Here is a 22527-nt window from a genome sequence, read left to right on the forward strand (position 1 = left end):
GTCCTAAAATGCTTCTTTAAAAGGCTTTATTTGATCGGCGTGCTGATGCTATTTCCACAGTTGCTGTTGGGTCAAGCAACTGTTGATGCTGCAAACCTAAGTTTTACCGATCGCGTTGCACCCGCCAGTCTTGTTGATCTAGACCTTGGCGATAGCCTCGCCTACACAAAATTTAGCAGTTATGCGTCAGAAACTGATCTTCAGACATACGTCAGCCAATTTGGTGTGATTCAGGATGTTCAACTAATCGAAACGATTGAACGGGTCGTCGCGACGTTTGGACAGCATGACCGTATCAACAGTATTCGAGTGGCTCTCTACCTTGGCAACGACATGCCCGGTGCGGCTTTCGTTGACCATGACGGTACTGCATACTTGGTTGTGGCAAGTTCGGCGGTGGATGCAATGCGCATGGCAGCGGGGGGCCGTGAAGATGCGCTGATTGCTTTTCTGGCGCATGAACTCTCACACATCTTTCGGCAAAGTTGGGGGCAGCTTGGGTCAGGACAGGAAAGTGATCGATCTCTTTCTGCCAGGGCGCTTGACACCGTTAGATCGAACTTGTTGGCACAAAAGCGCTCCGCTGAAATCAATGCCGATCTGAACTCCGGCCAAATCGCGCAAGCACTAGGAGTATCGATTGACGATGCCGTTATCCCGCTGAACTTGTTTGCGCCTGAAGAAGGTAACGCAACATACCCTTCACATGCGGATCGCAAACAGTATGTTGAGCGTGGTTGGATGATGGGTTGTCGCAATAATCCCGACAACTGTGCCGAGGCGAGTTTTGACAGTGCCCAGCTACAAGATAGCGCACGAAACAACATTGTCGTTGGTATTCTAGAACTGCCGGATCAGGTATCGGAAGAATTTAGAGCCTCTTTTGGCGAAGTTTTTTACGAAGTTCTGGCCGCTGCTGCACAGTCGCATTTTCAGAAAAGAACAAGTGCGGTGGCGGGCATAGATCTCAAAAGGCTCTCATTTGTACCTGCTGTGCTGCCTTCCAGTGTTAACGCAGCTTTGCCCGAGCAGGCTTTCTCATTCGGTCAGCGGTTCGAGGTTGTCGCGATCGTAAACTCTGACGTGGACTGGGATGCATCGGCGCAAGCTCTCGACATTGATTCACAGTTTTTTGTTGTTGGCGCCACGGCGGAGAATCAGACTTTTTTTGAAGAGTACTCTCGCGTTGAGGACACATATCGAAGCCCTAGGAGGTATGCCCAAAGGGGCCAAATATCGACTCGGTGGGGCAACATGGCTGCGCTGGCAAAGGCTGTCGAAATGATCGAGGAACTAGACACTAGCCGCAATGCAGCCGAAATTGAGCAAAGGAAAGAGACCATCAGGCAATTGATCAACCTTGCAGTTCTTGACTTGAGGTGTCCGGAATCTGGGCAAAGCGATGAGTTAGTTAGTTGGATCCAAAATAACGCGGCTACATCGGCTTATCTGACGATTGATTTGGACGAGTTATGCGGTTTTTGATGTTCTCACACATGTGGCTGTACCGAACGATCAAGCGCTGTGTGACGCTTGCGACTTGCACAACATTTCTGGCAGTACCTGCGTCTGCCCAGGTGGATGAGCTATTAGTGAGTTGTTTGGAAAGCGACGACGTAAGATGTGTGGCCGAACAAGACCCTGACTATACATTCAAAGCCCTGTTCCTGAGTTTTAGTGACGACGGTGGTTTCAACCATGGTCATGCGATGGCGCGCCTGAGTTGGCGGATGGCACGTGAACTCACCTTCTCACTGGCAAGAACCAAGACCCTTTTTTCCTACGAGCTCGCCGAAGGTGACAACTTCTTTGATGAAGACTTTTTTGGCGAAGAGCGACCCGGGCTCGAGTCCGTTGCCGACCTGACTGCGCTAGAGTTTCATGATGCAGCCAGGCGCCTAGGCACCGATGTGACTGCTCAGGCCGTGATCTGGGGTGAGCACTACCGTTCCGGGTCTGTCTCAGCCTTGCGCACCTCCGTCACCTTGATCGATGATTTTGACCGTCGTGCTGACAGTTGGCTCCGTGTCCCGATAGAGATCGGCGACGTGTCGACGGCTTTTCGGCTGCCAGCCTGGGAGTTCGACTTCTCACCGACTTTTGGCCTAATAGAAGAGAGCTTTGAACGCCAGTTCGTGTTACGGTGCAACGAACGGGCAGGCTGTGATGACAGTCGGGGAATCGAATTCTATCGTACACCTTCCAACGCAAGTGCCGAAATCATCACGCATCTACCCGCAGGAGAGCGTGTTCAAGGGAAAAACGTTGTCCAAAAGTGGGTGTTGGTTGAGCGTGAGAACGGTGAAGTCGGGTACGTCAACATTTACCATCTTGAAGTGGTGCCAACCTATCTGCGCTACGTTGATCGACGGAGCATCAACATACGGCAAGGACCGGGAACGACCTATCCGGTGTCATTTCAATCCGATCTGAACGGTGTATTCGCTGTCTTAGAGGTAGCTAATGATGTAAGCGAGGATGGGACAACGCTGACATCTCGGCGCGCCAATGATCACATCAAGGGAAATTGGTATCGGATCGACACCGGCAATGGTGCCGGCTGGGTCAAGGGCTTCATCCCAGCGCAAGGGGCGACCGTCGTTGCCGCTGAGTCGCATATTGGGCAGCGCGACAAATCGTTGTACTTTCTAGCAGCGATGTTCCGTTTTGCTGTCGCCAACTCAAACGAACCCAATGTGCGATGGCAAAGACGCGAAAACCTGTCGGAAACGCTGAGCCTTCTAGATGAGTTCCGCCTGCTTGCGGATCCAGAGCTAGATAATCAAGCTATCGCCTTTGCACATATGATCTCTGCTTTGGCGCACCACCAGTTGGTCAAACGTTTTGACGAGGCGGATAGCTTAGAAGGATCGCTTTTCCATGCGCGCGAGGCAGCTCGCAATCTGCCTCTGTTTCCGGAGCCCCGGTTGCTCTACACTTTTCTACTTCTGGACTCGCAAATCACTGAGGAGGCAGGGCGGCAATTGCAGCTAGCCGTAGGATCTGCCGCACCTAGATCAACCCTAGACTGGAACATTAACTTCGCGTGTCAAAGTGGATTCCAAGTCTTTTGTTTGAGGTAGCTCAGAAACCAAGGGGGAAACGTCGAAATTACCTGTCAGGTTGAAGTCGCAATCTACCTGCCACAATAGGTCAGTGGTTCTTGCAGTTTTGGCGATCAAGGCCTGCCTGATTAAGATTGATCCGTTTGGGTGCTGTAATTGTGTGATGTAATGACCCGTTTGTAAGGAGCGGCCCTAAGCCGACATCCGACCCGCTGTCTCGATTCTGCATCTGCAGCCCGCATCGCTGCCATTCAGGGCATAACACACGTATGGCAAACACCTTGATCTTGCCCAGTCGTCCCAATCACGTTCCCTTTACAGTCTTCCTCCGGGCAATCGAGACGATTAACAACGAACTGGTCGTCGCAAAGGTGGCAGTGAAGCGTAGTTTGATTTAGCAGATATGCCGTACGAAAGGAGCTTGGGTAACCTCCTGCGTTCTCAATTGCTTCGTCGCGAAAGCAGCGGAGACAAACGTATCGCCTCTTGTTCTTTGGATAACCGGTCAATGATTTGATCTGGCTGCCGGTCAATGCGCTAAAAAAGACATCAAGCATTTCTAGCATTTCCATCCCCGCTGAAGACCATTTGCCGTCATGAAAGAAAGAAAATCTTGTGGACGATATGTATTGGAACCAGTCATGAAGGAACCGTTTTTGTGGCCAGAGGTCTGCATATTGTGAGGTAAGAAGTAAAATCAGTTCGTCGGGCTTGAAACCAGTTCCAGCAGCACCTTGGTGGATTATCCGGTTTCTTAGTTTCCTGACTTTTGAATACCGCTCGTGGAACTCGATCGGTAGACGGTTATTGCTAACCGTGTTCACAACCGCTGGAAGGTCTACCGCATCAATTGTACGGAAGTCCGTGAAGTCCAAGTCTTCTTGTGTAATTCTGAACTTCGGCTCATTCCCTAGAATTAGTAAGTATGGACTCACTTCACAGACTCTGGACTTGAGTGCGAGCTCATTTGCTTGAGCCGCAAACGAAATAATGTTTTGAAATTCGGCCTGACAACTCCGGAAGTACTCCTCCCGCTCATCTTTCCAAGAATCAACTCCATCTTCATCTGCTGGAAACGATATCTCGAAATCAGCAAGCAAATGTATAAGCTCGTTCCAACCAGCAAAAAACGACGCCTTGGCGGAACGATCAAATCGGGTAGCATCAGGTATGTTCTCAATCACCATACGCGCTCCAGATTATGTATTTGGCCCGGAGATCATTGCTGAGAGAATCCTCGGCGCGGTCTATCATGCAGCTTCAGCATTCAAGATGTGTTCACCAATTTGTTGTACTGAAGCAAGCGCACGCAGACGCAATTCTTCTTGGTCTGCCTGATGCTCGAGAGCCTCGAATGCTTCATCAAGATTTGCTTGCTGTTTCTCAGTGACTTGAGGGTCATCTTTCGGTGGCCGCTGCAATATCATTTCATGATTGCGGGAGAGCTCGCTGCCGGGTTCGCGGTCGCGTTCGACCTTCAAGTCCCACAGACGGCGCTTGATCAGATTGACTGACCCAGTGAGCGATCCTGCTTTAAGTGTACCAAAATTCGCGACGAGTTTCGAACCGGAAAAGTCGATTATGACCTTGTGACTCGACCCTTTCATCCGACGCTGCTTGCCCTCACGCAGATCAGCACTGAAATAACCAGCAAACCCCTCTCGCTGTGACTTCACGTAGTCGCAAACCATAAACGGCAAACGATCACCAGAACCTTGTCCAGCGTCGGCAGCAGCGTTGAGCGCAGGACGAGCGACAGCAACCATCTCAGCCGTCGGTTCAATGTAGAGTGACGAAAGGGCAGACATCCAGCTTCGAGCAACGCTTTCAAGGCTTCTGCCCTCAGCCTCCCGTAGATCGCCAAAAGCAATGCCAGTTACGGCTGGGTCAGGCTTTGTGAATGCTTCTGTCGCTCTCTTGGCTAAATCAGCCTCAAGATATTCACCGGCAATTTCGATTGCGCTGACCGCGCCGATTGCATCTGAGCCGTAGAAACACTTCAAGCGGTCAAGCTGATTTGCCCATTCAAGATGGAAATCGTCTTGGTGGAAAGCAGCGACTCCGACAACAAATCGTTCGTAAGAGCCTGATATGGGTTCGAAATACACAGGTGCCCAGTGAGCGCGAACGCCGTCGCGCAGCTTGGGGAATATGTCTGTGTCTATCTTAATATCCATCATACCATTGTCGGCACGCCGAGCGCCTTGCTTGCATGAACAGGCACATTACCCGTTCTTCTCTCAAGAAATCCTTTCAGCGCGTTCACGTTTTGTAGCGGCAGAAGATCAGTTATGCGACTGTTTTTCGAGGTTTCAGTTGCATCAAACCCGTCGATGTCTGCACCGAACTTGCGTACCTCAGAGGCACGCTGCTTCTTCTGATCAAGTGAGAGATGCATTGTTAACCACTCACTCAAACGGTTTCGATACTCAACATCAGGGTCAAGCTGATCAGCTTGCCAGTTTGGTCCGGTGAAACAATGGCCGTGGTCGATCAGCCAGAACTCGTTTTCGCCGCCAAACAGCAAGTTGCCTCTGTGGCGGTCCACGTTCGCTATCCATGCGTCAAAGGCATAGAGATGTCCAAGATCACCCCATTTTGTAATCTGATCTAGCAGAGCCTTGCGACCGGCGGCATCTGAACCCGTCCAACGATAGGTGACGTTTGGAACCTTCACATCGACACTCACAAACACAAGCCGCGAACCGTCTGTGGTAGCCGGAGCCTTTACTGCCGTCAAAACGTTTGAACGCGCGAGACCAAGGTAGCAATCGGGTATGGGCAAACCTACTTCACGCGCCAAACTGTGAGCAACTAGCTCATTGCAGAGTTGGACAAGGTTGAGGTCTTTGATTATGGCTTGGCGGGTTTCGTTGTTCGATGTCAAGACCTGCCCGCGAAAGGTGTCGTTGACGTTGTTTTCCTTAAACTTGGTCGCACCAAGTAGGACAGTCGCTAGTTCAACGGTTGGCATCAAATACTCGAAATGAATGTACAGTATGCAACCTTAGCGATTTGTTCGCTGTTTTGGCAACCCATTGGTAGCAGACTAAGATCGCCACATTACCTAGTTCAACGACCGCCCCCAAGCGCTTTTGCTTAACTGTATCGCCACTGCAGCGAAAGTCAGCTTCCCTGATCGGGCCTTCGGGAACCACCAGTCGCGAGATACTTCAGGATTACGTCCGCTTTGGGCTGAGGCTGGCACCAGTCATCCGACCAAAACCGTCAGATGTCGGCAGCGAGCCCAGATGGCCCGCTTATTGTCTTGCAGCGAATGAATGATTTTCTGACGCGCTTCGACGCTTTCGCGGACAAAACGCTTCAGAGGTTAGAGCATAAGTCTCACCGCTGTCACACCAATCTGTCCTTCGCTTCAGCTAGCCAGCCACAAGCGGCGACAAAACGTATGATCTGAACAGTGTCAGTAATACATGGATAGTTGAAGCAATGCCCCCTGTTTTCAACACGGCGTTGAAGATATCTTGCTTCGTACTTTGAGTTCTCTAAAGTGGTTGCTGGTTGCGAAGGGATCGGAAACGTATGACGCAAAATATGGAAAAGTATTATGGGTTTCGAGTAATAGTTAAGCACAAGTTAGATCCTGTGGACGAGGTGATTCTAAGAGCTGAGGCACGAAAACTCGTTGATGTTGAGAATATCGATCTTGATAGGTACCAAGTGTATCTTCATCAGCTGATCGTAAAGGCAGAAGAAACGCATTTTGGTGTTTCTGGTGGAATTCCTGGCAGGCTTGAAAAGCTCAACATTGAATTCTTGGTAAACCAAAAACAGAGGCAAAATAAGTCTATTCAATTCTTTAATCATCTTATCGATACTGCAACTCCTAAGTTAGTCGACTCGTACCCAACTCCGGATCTTATCGGATACAATATTGCATCATCTTACTTTCGAAGTAAGTCATGGTTTCAAAATGCAATTATTGCATTTGTTGATCGCGATCTGCGTCGGGACCGAAGAAAGATCAAAGTTCATGTGCGTGCAACGCCCACAGCGAACTTCCGAGCCGTGCTCCGGGACATTGGACGAACTAGCGCGGAGACGCACTTAGACCTCCCTTTCAGAAGCGAAGTACAGTTGCGCCTACCGCTGGGAGACGCGCCTTCTTTTAAAGAGGATAAACAAATGAGCAACGATAATCGCGGGGATACCTACAATATACACGGTGGTGTCAACATTGGGATTGGAGGTAATGTGTCAATTAATGATCTGGTACTGGACGCTAGGTCTATTGACGGCTTCAAGAAAATCGCGGCCAAGGCTTCAGAGGAGGGTGAAGGCAACGAGGCAGAACTCCTCGAAGAAGCGGCCAAAGCAGCTGAGTCTGGTGATGCGGAAAAAGCTAAAAGCTTGTTAAAACAAGCTGGCAAATGGACGCTAACAACAGCAAACAAACTTGGGCTTGTCGCAGCGGAAACAGCAATAAAGGCGGCGGTTTCGGGTCAATTTCCCGGTTAGTCGTAGTTTCTTGCGGTAATGTGGTCGCCTACTCATGAGGTTTGCCTGCCAACTTTCTACGCTAGGCGGTGTGTATAAGGTTTGTTGTCTGCAGCGACCATGACTGGTAGCGCGCACTCGACGGCAGACATTGGCGGTCTCTTAACCAAGGACAGCTTTTCCCGCTGACCGGCCAATGTCGCCCGCAGATCGAATGTCCGGTTCGGGCTGATGTTGTTGAAAAACACTTCTTGTTTGGTGCGCTGATCACTGATTCAATTTCCACATTGATGCGGGGGATTGATAGCGATGATGGGACCGAAGCAGGAGGCGCAAGCGGCGTTATTTTATGAGTTCTCATTGGAGGACCATATCCCGCAAGGCCACATGTTGCGTGCGATTGATCAGTTCCTCGATCTGAGCAGCATCCGCGTCCATCTGGCGGATTTTTATAGACGCACAGGCCGTCCGTCGGTTGATCCAGAACTGATGATCCGGATGCTCTTGGTGGGTTATTGCTTTGGTATCCGGTCCGAACGGCGGCTCTGCGAAGAGGTTCATCTGAATCTTGCCTACCGATGGTTTTGCAAGCTCGACCTCTCGGATCCGATCCCGGATCACTCAACCTTTTCCAAGAACCGGCTTGGACGGTTCCGTGACTGTGATCTGTTCCGGCATCTGTTTGAGACGGTAGTGGCGCGCTGCATGGCGGAGGGCCTCGTTGGTGGCGAGACCTTCGCGACAGATGCCAGCATCATCCAGGCCGATGCCAACAAGCAATACTCAGCGCCAAAGGCGGAATGGGAGACAGCGAAGATCGACCCGGCGGTCGTACCAAGAGCTGTGCGTGAGTATCTTGAGACCTTGGATGACGCTGCATTTGGTGCCGCAAGCGATAAGACACCAAAGTTCACATCCTTCTCTGATCCCGCCAGCCAGTGGACAGGGGCGTTGAAAGGACCAGCATTCTTTGCCTATTCAACCAATTATCTGATCGATACTGACCACTCGATCATTCTGGATGTTGAGGCGACCCGCGCTATCCGCCCGGCAGAGGTCGGGGCGACCCGAACAATGCTGACCCGCACGCGCGACAGGTTCGATCTTTTTCCAGACCGGCTGGCCGCAGACACCGCATATGGTTCGGGCAACATGCTGGGCTGGCTGGTGGACCAAGACATTGAACCGCATGTCCCCGTGATCGACAAATCGGATCGCAAAGACGGGACATTCTCCAATCTCGAGTTCCGCTATGATCCAGCCACAGACGAATACACCTGTCCTGGTGGCAAACCCCTCAAGAAGTACTGGCGCAAGATGCGCACCCCACGCACAGGCGTCAGCAAGGATGGCATCAAACGGTACTACGCCAGCAAGTCGCATTGCTCCACTTGCGCCCTCAAAGAACAGTGCACGCCAAACAAAGATGCCCGCATTGTCTCACGGCATGTCCATGAGGCTGCCCGCGACAAAGCGCGCCAGATTGCCAAGACTGATGCCTACATCGATGCGAGCCGGCGACGAAAGAAGGTCGAAATGCTCTTCGCTCACCTCAAGAAAATCATGCGGCTCGACCGCCTGCGCCTTCGCGGACCAAACGGTGCAAAAGACGAATTCCTACTCGCAGCAACCGCCCAAAACCTCCGCAAACTCGCCAAACTGCGTCCAATCGGCCCCGCGACGACATAAGGGCAACGCGGGCAGTCCAAAACAAACTCATCAGCGCGGTTCTCAAGCAGAGTTTTTCAACAACATCGGCTGGCACCGGTCAACTGACCAAATCAGTCAGATGTCGGTAGAGAGCCCGCTGTGACTGACGCTGTGAGATGCACGAATGGCCGCTTTGCTCAGAATTTCTGTGGATCCTTCTTGCAACTTTTGTCATCCTCGACTCGCCCCCGCATCAATGGCGTCAGACTTGCCGCGTTTGACGTAGGCCTTCACATACATGGCGGGCATCAGCCGGACTTCATGGCCCAGCTTCTGGAATTGCCGCGCCCAGTGGTGGCCTGATCCACACGCCTCCATGCCGATGAGACAGGGCTCAAGGGTCTCGAAAAACTGCAAAAGCTGCGCCCGTCTGAGCGACTTGTTGAACGCAACCGTTCCATCCGCTGTGATCCCGTGCACCTGAAAGATGTTCTTGGCCAGATCTAGGCCGACTGTTGTAACCTGCATTGGGTGGCTCCTTTCCTAGCAATGATAGACAACTGCAGTATGGCGGATTGTGACGCCGGCGGAGCAGGAGCCATCCACCCCATCTCCTTCGACGGGCCGCACTACAGTATGGCAATGTTCAGGTGAACGGTCGGATTGGGCCGCCCTTGCCGCGGCGGGAGCACAGGTTTTGCGGCATCGTAGAGTGATATGGCCTGTCTCGCTTGACCGCGATAGGTTCTACGGGCCACATAGGTTATTCATTTGAAAAAATATCACCGGTGCGCCCTGCTAAAATCCGCTCAACAGCCAGATCCGTTTCTAGCGCAATGCCTGTCGATTGACCTCGAAGTCGATCCGAAAACGGCGCGGGTCTTTGATTTGGCGGCGGTTCGTTGTGACCATACGCCCGCCATCCGATACCAAAAGGACATGCATGCGGCGTTGGACAATCTGGAGGCGAACCTCGGCGAGACAAGGCACCTGATCGGGCACAATATCCTGCGGCACGATCTGCCGCATCTGATGGCCATGCGGCCACGTCTGGCGAAACTCGCCGAGGCGTCGATCGACACGCTCTGGCTAAATCCGCTAGCCTTCCCGCGCAACCCGTATCACCACCTCGTCAAGCATTACCATGACGGGCGGCTGCTTTCGGGGCATGTGAACGATCCCGAGGCCGATGCGCGGCTGGTCTTCGACGTGCTGGGCAACCAGGTGGAGGCGTTCCGCGCGTTGAGCGCGAAGTCGCCGGACGCGATGGCCGCCTACCATTACCTTACGACACGTGGTGAGCAGGATCGGGGCTTCGACGCCGTGTTTACCTACGTGCGGGGCGCGAACGTGCCCTCTACGGTACAGGCGCAACAGGTGCTTTGGCGTTTGCTGGTCGGCGAAGCCTGCGGGACGACGCTACGGCACATGCTGGAGCAGGTCGGCTCGCCGCAAAAAGGATGGCCGCTGGCCTACGCGCTGGCGTGGGTTTCGGTCGCGGGCGGGGATTCTGTCATGCCACCCTGGGTACGGATGCAGTTCCCCGATGCCGCGCGCATGGTCAAAAGCCTGCGCGACACAGCTTGCGACGCCCCCGACTGCGCCTGGTGCCGCGAAAAAAGCGATCCGGTCAAAGCTTTGTCGCGTTGGTTCGGTTTCGAAGGCTTCCGTCCGACGCCCACCGACGCCGCTGGACGCCCGCTGCAAGAGCGCATCGTAGATGAAGGCATGCGCGGTAACAGCTTGTTGGGTATTCTGCCGACCGGCACGGGCAAGTCTGTCTGCTACCAAATCCCGGCACTGGCAAAGTTCGACCGGACCGGCGCGCTGACGGTCGTGATTTCGCCGCTGGTCGCGCTGATGGCCGACCAGGTGGCGGGAATGGAACGCGCGGGCATCTCATCTGCGGTCACGGTGAATGGAATGCTTTCACTGCTGGAACGACAGGACGCGCTGGAAAAGGTCCGCATGGGAGACGCGGCGATGTTGCTGATCTCACCGGAGCAATTGCGCAGCGTGTCGGTCCGCTCGGTCTTGAAACAGCGCGAGATCGGGCTTTGGGTTCTCGACGAGGCGCACTGCGTGTCGAAATGGGGCCACGATTTCCGGCCGGATTATCGCTACATATCGCGGTTCATCCGGGAAACGGCGGGCGACGAAAACTCGGCGCCAATCATCTGCTTGACCGCCACCGCCAAGCCCGATGTCGTGCGCGATATCCGCGACCATTTTAATCAACGGCTTGGAACGGATCTCCTGTTGCTCGATGGTGGGGCGTCGCGGAGCAACCTCAGTTTCGAGGTGCGCTCGACCGGCAAGCGGACCAAGCTTGCGGATATTTTGGAAGTCATCGAGCAGCGCTTGCCGCCTGAGGGCGCGTCCGGTGCTGTGGTCTATTGCGCCACCCGCAAGTCAACCGAGGATGTGGCGCAATTTCTGCAACAGCAAGGTCTATCGGCGGAACGCTATCACGCAGGTCTGACGCCGGATGAGAAGAAGACCATTCAAGAAAAATTCCGCGTAGGTGAACTGCGGGTCATAGCGGCGACCAATGCCTTTGGCATGGGGATCGACAAGCCAGACGTAAGGTTGGTGGTTCACGGCGACATTCCGGGGTCATTGGAGAATTACTTGCAGGAGGCCGGTCGCGCGGGGCGTGATCGGGATCATGCCAATTGCGTCCTGCTATACGCCCCCGACGATGTGGAGAGGCAGTTTCAACTCTCCGCGCGATCACGGCTTGATCGGAAAGAAATCGGCGCGATCCTGAAAGCCGTTCGGCGCATGGATCAGCGCACCCGCAGCACAGGCACCGTCGTCGCAACCCCGGGCGAGATCGTGCGGCAGGAGCATGAGCGTGAATTCCAGCGCGAGAGCGCGACGGATGACACCCGTGTTAAGACGGCACTGTCGTGGCTGGAAGAGGCCAAGCTTCTGTCGCGCGAGGAAAACCGAGTTCAGGTCTTTCCATCGTCGCTGCGCGTCCGCAGCCTCAAAGAGGCGGGGACGAGGATCGACAAGGCAGCCATCACAGTGATGCGGCGGACGCAGTTGATGGACCTCGTCCGCCATCTGATGAATGCCCCGGCCGACGAAGGCATTTCTACGGACGAGCTGACTGGCGTCAGCGGTCTGACCGCTGGGCAGCTGACCAAAGCGCTGGCCGATCTTGAGAGCCTCGGCATCGCGCGGAACGACACGGCTGTCACAGTGTTCGTGCATTCAGGCGTCGCGGACGACTCCCAAAAGCGCCTGACTCAGGCAACTCGGCTGGAAACCGATCTCATTGCCTTGATGCAAGAGGAAGCGCCGGACGCCGAAGACCAGGCCAGCGCGCCGTTCAACCTGCAATTAGCCTGCCAGAAACTCCGCGACGCGGGCCATAGCCATGTGCGCCCTGACGTGGTTGAGAAGCTGCTGCGGGGAATGGCCCGCGACGGACGCGACCTTGATGGCGGCAGGGGTAACTTGCGCTTGCGCAAGGTTTCTCGGGATACGCTGTCCGTGGCCTTGCAACGCGCGTGGTCCGTCTTGGAACAGTCCGCTGTGCTGCGCAGGCAGGCTGGTGAGGCGCTAGTCGACCACTTGCTGGGGCGGCTTGCAAAGGGCCAACGCGGCAAGGATCAGCAGGTCGAAACCACCTTGGGCGATATGCTCGCGTGCCTCACAGGCGACGCCTTCCTGCGCGGGCAAGTCAAGGAAATGACGCGCCTGATGGACCGCGCGCTTTTGTGGCTGCACGAACAGGAAGTGCTGACGCTGGGCAAAGGACTGACGGTGTTCCGACCTGCGATGACAGTGCAGCTTGAACCGGGGAAGTCGCAGTTCCTGGTCAAGGACTTCGCGCCGCTGCAAGAGCATTACGACGAGCAGACGGTCCAGACCCATGTGATGGCTGCCTATGCGGAAACTGGCTTGTCATCCATGCCCGATGCCATCCGGCTGACCGAAGACTACTTCGTCCTCGATCAGGAGGGCTTCATGGGCCGCTGGATGAAAGGCCGAACGACCGAGGTCAAACGCCAGACAACCGGGAAATCCTGGGCCGCCGTGGTCGAGTCTCTGGGAAACCCAGTGCAGCAGAAGATCGTTGCTGACGACCGGGATGCCACCAACGTGCTTGTTCTGGCGGGACCCGGGTCAGGCAAAACGCGGGTTCTTGTGCACCGCATTGCCTACCTCATCCGCGTGCGTCGCGAAGACCCGCGCAGCATCCTCGTTCTGAGCTACAACCGTCATGCAGCGGTCGAAATCCGGGCTCGGCTGCGGCACCTGATCGGTGATGAGGCGTTCGGTGTCACAGTGTCCACCTGCCACGCGATGGCCATGCGGCTGGTTGGGGCCAGTTTCGCCGGATCGCACGCGGAGAGCCACGATTTCGACGGCATCGTTATGGAAGCGGTGCGCCAGTTGAATGGCGAGGGGCTGAGCAAGACCGAAGCCGAGGCGCAGCGTGAGACGCTGATTCAGGGCCATCGCTGGATTCTGGTCGATGAATACCAGGACATCGGGGCCGAGGAATACGCCCTGATCGCAGCTGTCGCCGGGCGGATGATCGAAGATGAGGATATGAAGCTGAGCCTTTTCGCAGTGGGCGATGACGATCAGAATATCTATGCCTTCGCTGGCGCATCGATCCGCTACATCCGTCAGTTTGAACAGGATTACCGCGCGAGACCCGAATATCTGGTCGAAAACTACCGCTCGACCGGCCACATCATTGCAGCGTCAAACACAGTAATCGCCGGTGCATCTGATCGCATGAAGCTGGGGCACGACATTACCATTGATCGCAATCGTCGCAGGGACCCCGCGGGTGGCGTGATGGCCGAGGGCGATCCTGTCGGGTATGGGCGGGTGCAATTGCTGCAATGTCCGCCAGGTGACCGTGCTCAGGCCGTTACTGCGTTGACAGAGTTGCAGAGGTTGGCGGCACTGGAATCTGGGTGGAATTGGTCGCGCGCAGCGATCATTGCGCGCAACTGGCAGCAGCTGGCCCCAGTACGCGCCTATGCCGAGGCACAGGGTATTCCGGTTGAAATGGCCAACGAGCGCCTGCCCAGTTTGTGGCGTTTGCGCGAGATGCGGCAGTTCATCGAAGGCATCAGCCGCGACAGGACACGGCTTCTGAACGTAACAGATTTGCTGGAGGTCGTGAACACCCTGCCGCGCAACCGCTGGTCTGACCTGATCGCCGAGGGCGTCGCAGCCTTGGTGCAGGAAATCGGTTCCGGATCTGCCTCTGTCCCCGATCTTGTGGAGTGGTTCGGCGAGTGGGCGCGGGATGCACGGGGTGAGCAGCATGGGCTGCTGCTGATGACCGCGCACCGCGCCAAGGGATTGGAATTCGATGACGTCGTGATCCTGAACGGCGGTTGGGACAGGCCCTCACTAAACGAGGATCTCGATGCACCGCGCCGCTTGTTCTACGTCGCCATGACCCGCGCCCGACGCAGTCTTGCAGTCATGACACAGGGCGCGCATGCTTTTTTGCCTACCGAAGGAGACAGCATCTTGCGCCGGCACGCCGCCTTGCCAGAACTGAAGGATCTACCGCCAGACCGGACTTACCTCATGCCAGACATGAGCCAAGTGTTCATCGACTGGGCAGGGCGGCTGCGGAATGGCGATGCCAGTCTCGACGCAATCTCACAAGCGCAGCCAGGTGACCCTGTCACCCTGAACCAACAGAACGGACGCTGGTGGGTGAAAGATCGAAAGGGACGGAGACTGATTGGCATGAAAGGCGGATGGGCGGTGCCTGATGGGCAGCGTGTCGTCTCAGCAGTCATTGGCGCGATCGTCGCGCGCCATGCCAATGAAAGCGGTGAGGAGCATCGCGCAAAGTTGAAACAGGATCGATGGGAAGTTGTCCTGCCGGAAATTGTGCTCGAGTAAGGCGGTTCGATCTAGATTATGCAGTTGAGAAGTAACCGCTTTACGCCCTTCTTCTGACTTGCACCTGCCCGTAGAATTGCGCTCGCAGCGAATGTCCGGTTTGGTGAACCTGACCACACTTGGTGTACCGTACACCCACCCCGCCAGCGCTTGAGACTCTTGGCGGTCTCCGCGCTGGCGGGGTGTCCAGTGTTCCTATGCTCGATCACACACCAAGCATTCGGCTGATCTCAGTTCCGACCTTTTCTGCTGCTGTTGAGAGCATTCTGGCGTCTAGATGGGCGTACCGCTCGGCGCTGTGAACATCTTTGTGACCCAGAAGCTTGCCTGTGACATAGAGGCTTTCACCGGCGAGGATCGCATGGCTGGCGTAAGTGTGCCGCAAATCATGTAGGCGTAGGGTTGGGGGCAGCTTGGCGGCGGCTTTGATGGTGCGCCAGCAGCAGGTAATGCCGCTACGCGATTTGTTGGGGCTGATGGGGGACGGAAATACAAACGGGCTTGAGGCATGCCTCTTGCGTTGCTTCAGTTTCTTGATGGCGAGGTCATTGAGTAGCACCGTCCGCGCACCGGTTTTTGTGCGGGCAAGTTTTAGACAGTTTCTTTTGACTTCGTCCCAGCGCAGGCGCAGGATTTCACCAGATCGGCAGCCGGTCAGCAAGACCATTTCAACGATTTGAGCCGCATCCTTGCTACGTGGTGGCGGCGCTGCCAGAACATCAAAGAGCCGCTTGAGGTCTTCACTATTCAACATCTGCCCGCGCGCTTGCCGCCGGTTTTTCTTGATCGGGCTGGCAGGGTTGGGAAGCGCAAAGGGAAGATGGCCGTTCTGCTTGCCCCAGTTGAGGATGGTGGTGAAGTGCAACAAGGCTTGGTTGGCTCCACCGGGCTTGGTGCGCGCATATTTGTGGAACCACGCAGCGAGCTGGGGTGTGGTGATCTTGTCCATGCGGGTATCACCAACTGCAGGAAGCAGCTGTGTATCAAGATAGGCCTGCATGCATGAGAGCGTACCGGCTTGATAGACGCCTTGCTTGGCCTTGAGAAAGTGCTTCGTAACCGCTCCGAAGGTTGGACATGCGGGAATTTGCGGCACTGTCTTTGTCGCTACGAAGCCGTGGAGCGCTGCGCGTGCTTCTTCTAGACCGAGGTTTGGGTATCTGCCCAAAGTGATCCGCCGTGTCTTTCCCTCAGCCCGCTGCCATGTCACCCAAGACATTGCGCCACCGGGCTGCACACGGACGGCAAGGCCGGGACATCCACCATCGAAGAGCGTGTATTCTTTTTTCTTTGGTTTCAGCGAAGCGAGCATACGCGGCGTGAGGAGTGCTTCGGTTTTCATGACAAAGCCCTCCGGTGGCTATCCCGCCATGCCTGCAGGTCGCGCTGGAAGCTGGCGGGATCAAGATTATGGCGAGCGCAGAAGACGGGCAGCGTGTCCTTGGACCTCGCGAACGCCGCACAAAGCGGATGGGGCTTAATGGACGGTCTGGCCTTGGGGGCTTTCGACGCAGTTTTGACGCCTGCGACCCGCGCCAGATGTTTGCCCACCCGCGCTGTGGCCGCGGCAACGTCTTTGGTGTCGAGGTAGGCATAGCCAGCGGTAGAGCCTTTGTCGGCATGCCCTAGCAAACCACCGACGATCAACAAATCATATCCTAGCCCCACGGCGACTGACGCATAGCTGTGTCTGAGGTCATGGATACGCAACTTCGGTTTCTTCAGTTCCGTTCTGATCTTCTCCCAGACACGGTTCAGACGGCCAACGGCGATAGGAGCGTTGCGGTCACTGAACACATAGGCACCTTGCCGCGGCAGGGACGACAAAATCTTGCGGGCAGGCCGTGCCAGCCAGATAGATTTCGGGCCAGATTTGGCATCCGGCAGGGCTGCACGGTTACCCTCAATCAGTGTCCATTTCAGCTCTGTTGCCTCGGACCTGCGGCACCCCGTCAGGGCGCAAAATCTGAGCAGCGCGACTTCAAGAGGGTAGGTCTTTGCAAGGCAGGAAAACGCGGCCCCCAGGAGCGCATAATCAGCGGCATCCAGATACATCGCCTTGAAGGTTGTTTCATGCCGCCGCATCCGCGCACAAGGATTGCTATCCGGCGGGCGCAGACCGGTCAGTTCGGCATGCCCAAAGATGGACGATAGAACCGATAGCGCACGGTTCCGTGCACCCTTCGAATTCGGCATGTCATTGAACCAAGTCACCACATCTTCACGGGTGATATCGCCGACCGGCTTATGTCCCAATGCGGGCAGAATATCACGATCTATGTTATGCTGATGCGCCAGCGCAGTGCTGGGTTTCCAACGTCCGGCGCAATCTGCCATGAAGGTTTGCGCGACCCCCGCGAGGGGCGAGCGGCCTGACAGCCCGCGGGGTTCATCGCACCGGCCCAATAGCTCCTCAGCCAGCGCACGGGCTTGCAGGACGGAAAGCGCCGCACAGGTGCCAAGTGTCTGCTTGCGGGTGCGTCCAGCCTGAGGCAGATAGACCACCCATGTGGCATGATCGCCGCGCTGCCTGCGCCCCAACTGCGGGAGAATGGCATCCCTGACCACATGGTCCTTGCGCGGTGGGATTGGTTTTGCGGCGGGGGCATTGATCCCTTCAAAGCCTTGCTTGGAATTCTGAATACTTGTCATTTTGAGACCCCTTTTGGTTCAGGAAAAAATCTACGCAATCCCATGGGAACACCTCAGGAAAACGCGGGGAAGGTCTCTTTATCTTCGTTCAGTCGCCACTCGGGCTCTGCCAGTAACGGCGTTTCCTGCAAGCAATCAATGGCTTACAGTGCCATCAGCAGCGCCAGGTACGAGGCCCCCTCGGGCTTAGATTATACACACCATACGCATCAACATGTCATGACAAGCAACTGACCCTTCGTGACGGTCGAGTCATCGCATACTCGGTCTTCGGTGACCTAAGTGGAACTCCCATTTTGTATTCTCATTGCTTTCTGACTGGACGACATTGGCCCAAATCTGCGATGCAAATTGCTTATCGACGCGGTTTCAAAGTTATCAGCATTTCTCGCGCAGGTTTCGGCGACTCATCACTCAATGCAGAGTCGTCTGCCATGCTGATCTCGGAACACGTACGTGACTATCATGAGGTGATCAGCCATTTAGGCGTAAGCGGTTGCGGAATTTTTGCGTATTCGACTGGCGTGGCCACGGCCTATGCATTTGCGCTAGCTTACCCCGAAATTGTATCTAAGGTTGTAGCGCTAAATGCAGTTCCACCAATTCTCAAGAGAAAAGATGCGTCGGAGCTCAACGCCGGGTTTCGAGCCGGTGCGTTAGTGGCGTTGTTTGCCCCTACATCTCTCCGACTATTGTGCAATCTGGCCGCCAAGAAATTCTCAAATGAAGGAAAAAACCTGGGGAAACCGTTGCTATTCCCTGACTACGATTATGAAAGTGCGGAATCTGAAGACGTACTGGAGGCCAGCCGTCGAAACTCACAGGAGGCAATAAAGAATGGGGGTGAGGCGTACTGGCGCGAAATTAGCTATTGTACAACGGATTGGGCCGCATCAGCGCCAATGTCAAATCACCTCCCTGCAGTGACCTTGGTACGGTCACAGGACAGCCCATTTGTTCAACAAATGGCACAAGCAAAATTTGCACAACGTATCAACGCAAAGAACATCTGTGTGCCCTCCATCATCCCATTTCTAACAGGTCAACTCGATACAGTTCTGAAAGAGTTTTAGTCGGCGTGTCGGCCAGGGCCGAGGTGCGCTTTGAACTTAAAACACGGTCGAAAAAGCAGACCAACAAATGGATGCTGCGGGATGCACGAAAGTCCGCAATGCGGGCTGCGACCGCAGCATCTTAACAGGTCGGTGAACGGCAGGAATGGGCCGTCCGTAAAGGCGGCCACCCGGGCTGGATTTCAGTGGGGTGCAGGCCAAGCCGAGCGTCACCAGTTTGAAGTTCAGTCGGATGGGCCATCCGGGCTAGTCGGACCGGAAAAATCTCCAGGTCTCAAGTCCGCCATCCGGAGCACGACGATCCCTTTATTGGTCGAGACGATGAGGTCAGCCTCGCCTGAGAAGTCGAGCCCGTCGATGCGCGCGCCGAACGATATTTTGTTCAGGAGCTCACCTTTGACGGTCCACAGCCTAACGTCACCCTCGCTTCCCCCCGTAGCGACTACCGACGCTCCCGTCAGTGTCCCACCTGCGATAGCAGAGACGTGGCCCGAGTGTCCTGTGCCGAAGGTTGCTGCGACGGATCCGTCTGCCAGCTTTTGCAGTGTCACCGGATTCCCGGAACCATAGCCTCCGCTTGCGGCATAGTCGTGTCCGTCCAGCGTTGCGGCCGTTACAGCGCTGAAGTTGGGAGCTACCAAACCGGCAATGCGCTCGCCCCTTGCGCTCTCAACCCAGATGTCGCCTTCCGTGGAACTGGCGACAACGACGGCGCCTTCGGCAAGACGCGAGAACCGGATCTCGTTGATGTAGCCCTCAGTAGGTTTCATCGGACGCGGAACGCCAAATTCCTCAGCGGTGGCTGGCTCGAAGAATCCGAGTCGTTCGTCGAAGTAGGCGGCTACCGCAGGCCGCCCCTCGACGATACCGAACGCGAACGGAACGTGAGTGAAGCCAACGACTGCGTTGGGGTGGATTTGGACAGGGTTCCCGACCGACTCGCCCACGGGCTCGCCCGTGGCGACATCAAGCATGCGCAGCACCCAGTCCATATCGGCACAGCACACGACCGAACGGCCTTCGTAATGTCCCACCGCAATCGACACCGCGGTGGAGGAATGCCTCTCGCCGCCATGCGCCGCTAGCGCACAGTCTTCCAGGTCCCAGTGCCGCACGGTCTCGTCTTGTCCGCCCGAGACCAGAGCGTGCCGGCTGCTGCTACGGTCGAATGCCAGCGATCTGACCGGACCGTCGTGCCCTATGAGCGGATCGCCGATGGGTTCACCGTGTGGTAGATCCCAGAGCCGGATCCCGCCGTCGTAGGAGCACGTGATGGCGCAGGGTCGCCCGTCTACCTCGCCCACTTCCAGGTCGTAGATGGCCGAGTTGCCGTAGAAGCCCTCGGGTACGGGGGAGTTGGTGCCGACTTCGATTCCCTCTGCGGGATCCCAGATACGCGGCGAATCCTCCATCGCACCGCCCGAGAGCAGCAACGTCCTGCTATCCATCTTGACGAAGCGGAGCGCCTCGATCCAACTGGTATGCCCCGTGAGCGGCTCCCCAATCGCGGCAAGCTCGGGCAGTTTCCATAGGCGGATGGTCTTATCCTGACCGCCTGTGGCCAGCACCGGTTCATCGCCCAGCTCTCCGACAGTGACGCAGAGAACATCACTTCCACCCATTACCGGCCCGTCCTTGCTCCCCAACTGGTACTTGTATTCCCCGTGGGCGCCCACGACGACCGGAGGGGTGCCCAGGTTCAGGTTCCACATGCGGACCGTCCCATCCTTGCAGCCACCGATCAGGAACACGGAGTCGGAAGCCTCCCACAGCACGATACGATTCACGGTGACGTCGCAACTTGCCAGCAGTTCGCCTTTGTCGGAGTCCATCCCCCATCGCTTGATGCCCTCGGTTCCAGCCGTAAAGAAGGTCAACTGGCCTTCGAGGCGGGTGGCGGCGACTCCGGCACCCCCCCAATCGCGGGGTGACTCGATGGGCTCCCGCGCTGGTGAACCGTCGTCCAAGAACGTAACCTGGAGGTCGCGCGCGATTGAAACCACCACTTTGCGGTTTTCGAACGCGGCCAATGCGAGCCGGATGTAGCTACCAGTGTGCCGCGTGAGAACCCGGCTCGGGTTCTCGTGCTCCCAGCGCGACCACCGTACCCGCCAGGGGCGCGCGAGAGCACCGTACGCTTCGTGCTCGCGCAGTGTGTCGGTTCCGGACTGGCACGCTGCCAGATCTAGGTAGGCGGCCGCAACCTCGATCGGTTGGTCGCGCAGACGGTGTACGATTCCCCTGTACAGGTTCGCGCTCCTGCGGGGCAGTTCATTCCGTCCAGCGTCGAGAGCCGCCAGCAACTGGGTCGGCTCCGCTGTTATCAAGTAAAGCGGATCATCGAGCAGTTTTCGAAGCTCTTCCCACATACCCGCGCCGCTGAGATGGAGTGCCAAGAACTGCTGTCCATACTGGTCGCACTTGTCCCAGCTTTCTGCGCATCCGTCGTCTCGGCCGATCAGTTGCCGGGCAATTTCGGCGTGCGCCTCCTTTGGGTAGACGCGGTGCGGTCGTTCCCGCTCGTCGTCGTCGTTGGGCAGCAGATACTCCTCGAATGAGCGGTGGTAGATTCGGTAAGGTGCCTTCGGACCCCATCGCGGCGCGAGATATTGATCCAGATCCGATAGGGCATCGTCGTGCTGTGAATCCTTGAGATCGGGCACCGCGCGACGGTGCGCGCCGCGAAGGTGGGAAGGCGGAAGTCCGTCTCCCTGCGCGACCGCCAGCAGGCCGAGCAGCGGTCGGTAGAGACGCCAGGACCCGGCGGTCGCGGCTAGGCGGCGCGTGAGAAACTCTTCGTAGATCCCCGGCAGCCCATCGGGAAGGCCGAGCGCGCCAATGTCTTCAACCTGGGACCAGTCGCGCACTGGATCGTCGATCTGGTAGCGTGCGTAGAGGAAGTTACCCTTGCTGGCCTTGCTGATCTCTGTTGCCAGCCGTCGGCGGCGCGGGTCGGGGATCGCGATGAGACGTCGGCACACGTAAGCGAACAGATCGTCAACCTTGTCCGGCTCATCAAGAACCAGATCGCATTGTTTGGCATCGCCGACATGACGGATCGCGGTTGTCTGGCGGCGACCGGTAACGAGCAAACGCATGCCGTGGGGTCGGCTGCCATCCGCGCCGCACATCACACGCTCGATCATCCAAGGAATATGTTGTTCTCCCCCCAAGCTAACTGCCTCATCCAGACTGTCGATCAGGACAAGTAGCGGCGTCCGCACGCCAGATTCACGCAGCGCTTCGACCGGGCGTCGAACGATCCGGTCGAATGCGATGTTGAGGTCGAGACTCTCGGAGACAAACAGTCGGTTGATCACCACGCCGCGCACGCTGTCGGCGCTGACATTTTCGACGAGCACATTGATCTCGACATCGGCTGTCTGCTCGGCGATGATCTTAGCGCATATTTCGTGACGGGAGCAAAGCGCCAACGACAAGCCTTCGATGAACCGGCGCGGCTCCAGAGAGCGCGGGTCTCGAGAGTGGCAGAAATGATGGTAGATCAACGCGTCGCCAAGACCCTCGATCGCAGAGTCAACCGTTCCGTTAGCCATCTCGACCAACCGGGCGGCAATTGTGCTTTTTCCGGTGCCAGGGCCGCCTAGCAGCAGAAACGACGGATGGTCGTCCGCGTTAAACCATTGGGCAATCTTTTGGAATACCCACTCGCGGCCGGTGAAGTGGGCGGTCAGTTCATCGCTATTCCCGTGAACGGATGAGATCATTGT

12 protein-coding genes and 1 pseudogene are annotated in these 22527 nt (G+C 56.2%); 6 read left to right on the top strand and 7 right to left on the bottom strand.

Features of this window, described 5'->3' with window-relative positions:
- The first annotated feature begins 30 nt into the window (after nt 1–30).
- Entirely contained in the window at nt 31–1485 is a 1455-nt protein-coding gene (locus ACFWW4_RS20490; RefSeq protein ID WP_411892539.1) for a hypothetical protein, read from the top strand.
- The gene (locus tag ACFWW4_RS20495; protein WP_411892540.1) at nt 1473–3083 is read left to right on the top strand and encodes an SH3 domain-containing protein; all 1611 of its coding nucleotides are present in this window, start codon (nt 1473–1475) and stop codon (nt 3081–3083) included. Before ACFWW4_RS20490 ends, ACFWW4_RS20495 begins: the two co-directional genes overlap by 13 nt.
- A 233-nt stretch (nt 3084–3316) precedes the next feature.
- On the opposite strand, the gene ACFWW4_RS20500 is transcribed toward ACFWW4_RS20495, so the two are convergent.
- From ACFWW4_RS20500 to ACFWW4_RS20510, 3 genes are all read right to left on the bottom strand, one after another.
- Nucleotides 3317–4252: a hypothetical protein gene (locus ACFWW4_RS20500; protein WP_411892541.1), complete on the bottom strand. Its 936-nt coding sequence runs from the start codon at nt 4250–4252 to the stop codon at nt 3317–3319.
- A 63-nt stretch (nt 4253–4315) separates the two neighbouring features.
- The gene (locus tag ACFWW4_RS20505) at nt 4316–5245 is read right to left on the bottom strand and encodes a hypothetical protein (protein WP_411892542.1); all 930 of its coding nucleotides are present in this window, start codon (nt 5243–5245) and stop codon (nt 4316–4318) included.
- On the bottom strand, nt 5242–6039 hold the full coding sequence (locus ACFWW4_RS20510; RefSeq protein ID WP_411892543.1) for a HipA family kinase: 798 nt from the start codon (nt 6037–6039) through the stop codon (nt 5242–5244). Before ACFWW4_RS20510 ends, ACFWW4_RS20505 begins: the two co-directional genes overlap by 4 nt.
- A 569-nt stretch (nt 6040–6608) precedes the next feature.
- Here ACFWW4_RS20510 and ACFWW4_RS20515 point away from each other — a divergent pair.
- Nucleotides 6609–7544, top strand: a complete 936-nt coding sequence (locus ACFWW4_RS20515) for a hypothetical protein (protein ID WP_411892544.1) — start codon at nt 6609–6611, stop codon at nt 7542–7544.
- A 288-nt stretch (nt 7545–7832) separates the two neighbouring features.
- Nucleotides 7833–9212, top strand: coding sequence for an IS1182 family transposase (locus tag ACFWW4_RS20520; RefSeq protein ID WP_411892545.1), 1380 nt, complete (start codon nt 7833–7835; stop codon nt 9210–9212).
- 204 nt (nt 9213–9416) lie between these two features.
- Here ACFWW4_RS20520 and ACFWW4_RS20525 read toward each other — a convergent pair.
- Nucleotides 9417–9701, bottom strand: a pseudogene (locus ACFWW4_RS20525) (IS110 family transposase); the annotation flags it as partial.
- 411 nt (nt 9702–10112) lie between these two features.
- Between ACFWW4_RS20525 and ACFWW4_RS20530 the strand changes: the two are divergent.
- Nucleotides 10113–15071 carry a RecQ family ATP-dependent DNA helicase gene (locus ACFWW4_RS20530; RefSeq protein ID WP_411892560.1) on the top strand — a complete coding sequence of 1653 codons (4959 nt, stop codon included), beginning with the start codon at nt 10113–10115 and terminating at the stop codon, nt 15069–15071.
- A 205-nt stretch (nt 15072–15276) separates the two neighbouring features.
- On the opposite strand, the gene ACFWW4_RS20535 is transcribed toward ACFWW4_RS20530, so the two are convergent.
- On the bottom strand, nt 15277–16413 hold the full coding sequence (locus tag ACFWW4_RS20535) for a tyrosine-type recombinase/integrase (protein WP_411892546.1): 1137 nt from the start codon (nt 16411–16413) through the stop codon (nt 15277–15279).
- The gene (locus ACFWW4_RS20540) at nt 16410–17723 is read right to left on the bottom strand and encodes a tyrosine-type recombinase/integrase (protein WP_411892547.1); all 1314 of its coding nucleotides are present in this window, start codon (nt 17721–17723) and stop codon (nt 16410–16412) included. Before ACFWW4_RS20540 ends, ACFWW4_RS20535 begins: the two co-directional genes overlap by 4 nt.
- 296 nt (nt 17724–18019) lie before the next feature.
- Here ACFWW4_RS20540 and ACFWW4_RS20545 point away from each other — a divergent pair, with 296 nt between their 5' ends.
- On the top strand, nt 18020–18796 hold the full coding sequence (locus ACFWW4_RS20545; protein ID WP_411892548.1) for an alpha/beta fold hydrolase: 777 nt from the start codon (nt 18020–18022) through the stop codon (nt 18794–18796).
- Between the two features lie 224 nt (nt 18797–19020).
- Here the strand turns inward: ACFWW4_RS20545 and ACFWW4_RS20550 are convergent, their stop codons facing one another.
- Nucleotides 19021–22524, bottom strand: coding sequence for a hypothetical protein (locus ACFWW4_RS20550; protein ID WP_411892549.1), 3504 nt, complete (start codon nt 22522–22524; stop codon nt 19021–19023).
- Nucleotides 22525–22527 lie beyond the last annotated feature (3 nt).

This window comes from Yoonia sp. SDW83-1, from assembly GCF_046762885.1.
Classification (GTDB): domain Bacteria; phylum Pseudomonadota; class Alphaproteobacteria; order Rhodobacterales; family Rhodobacteraceae; genus Yoonia.

What these genes read in the sequence shown, in the direction of transcription:
- ACFWW4_RS20495 (WP_411892540.1), top strand. Translation starts at nt 1,473, where the DNA reads ATGCGGTTTTTGATGTTCTCACACATGTGGCTGTACCGAACGATCAAG.
- ACFWW4_RS20500 (WP_411892541.1), bottom strand. Translation starts at nt 4,252, where the DNA reads ATGGTGATTGAGAACATACCTGATGCTACCCGATTTGATCGTTCCGCC.
- ACFWW4_RS20505 (WP_411892542.1), bottom strand. Translation starts at nt 5,245, where the DNA reads ATGATGGATATTAAGATAGACACAGACATATTCCCCAAGCTGCGCGAC.
- ACFWW4_RS20510 (WP_411892543.1), bottom strand. Translation starts at nt 6,039, where the DNA reads ATGCCAACCGTTGAACTAGCGACTGTCCTACTTGGTGCGACCAAGTTT.
- ACFWW4_RS20515 (WP_411892544.1), top strand. Translation starts at nt 6,609, where the DNA reads ATGACGCAAAATATGGAAAAGTATTATGGGTTTCGAGTAATAGTTAAG.
- ACFWW4_RS20520 (WP_411892545.1), top strand. Translation starts at nt 7,833, where the DNA reads ATGATGGGACCGAAGCAGGAGGCGCAAGCGGCGTTATTTTATGAGTTC.
- ACFWW4_RS20530 (WP_411892560.1), top strand. Translation starts at nt 10,113, where the DNA reads ATGCATGCGGCGTTGGACAATCTGGAGGCGAACCTCGGCGAGACAAGG.
- ACFWW4_RS20535 (WP_411892546.1), bottom strand. Translation starts at nt 16,413, where the DNA reads ATGAAAACCGAAGCACTCCTCACGCCGCGTATGCTCGCTTCGCTGAAA.
- ACFWW4_RS20540 (WP_411892547.1), bottom strand. Translation starts at nt 17,723, where the DNA reads ATGACAAGTATTCAGAATTCCAAGCAAGGCTTTGAAGGGATCAATGCC.
- ACFWW4_RS20550 (WP_411892549.1), bottom strand. Translation starts at nt 22,524, where the DNA reads ATGATCTCATCCGTTCACGGGAATAGCGATGAACTGACCGCCCACTTC.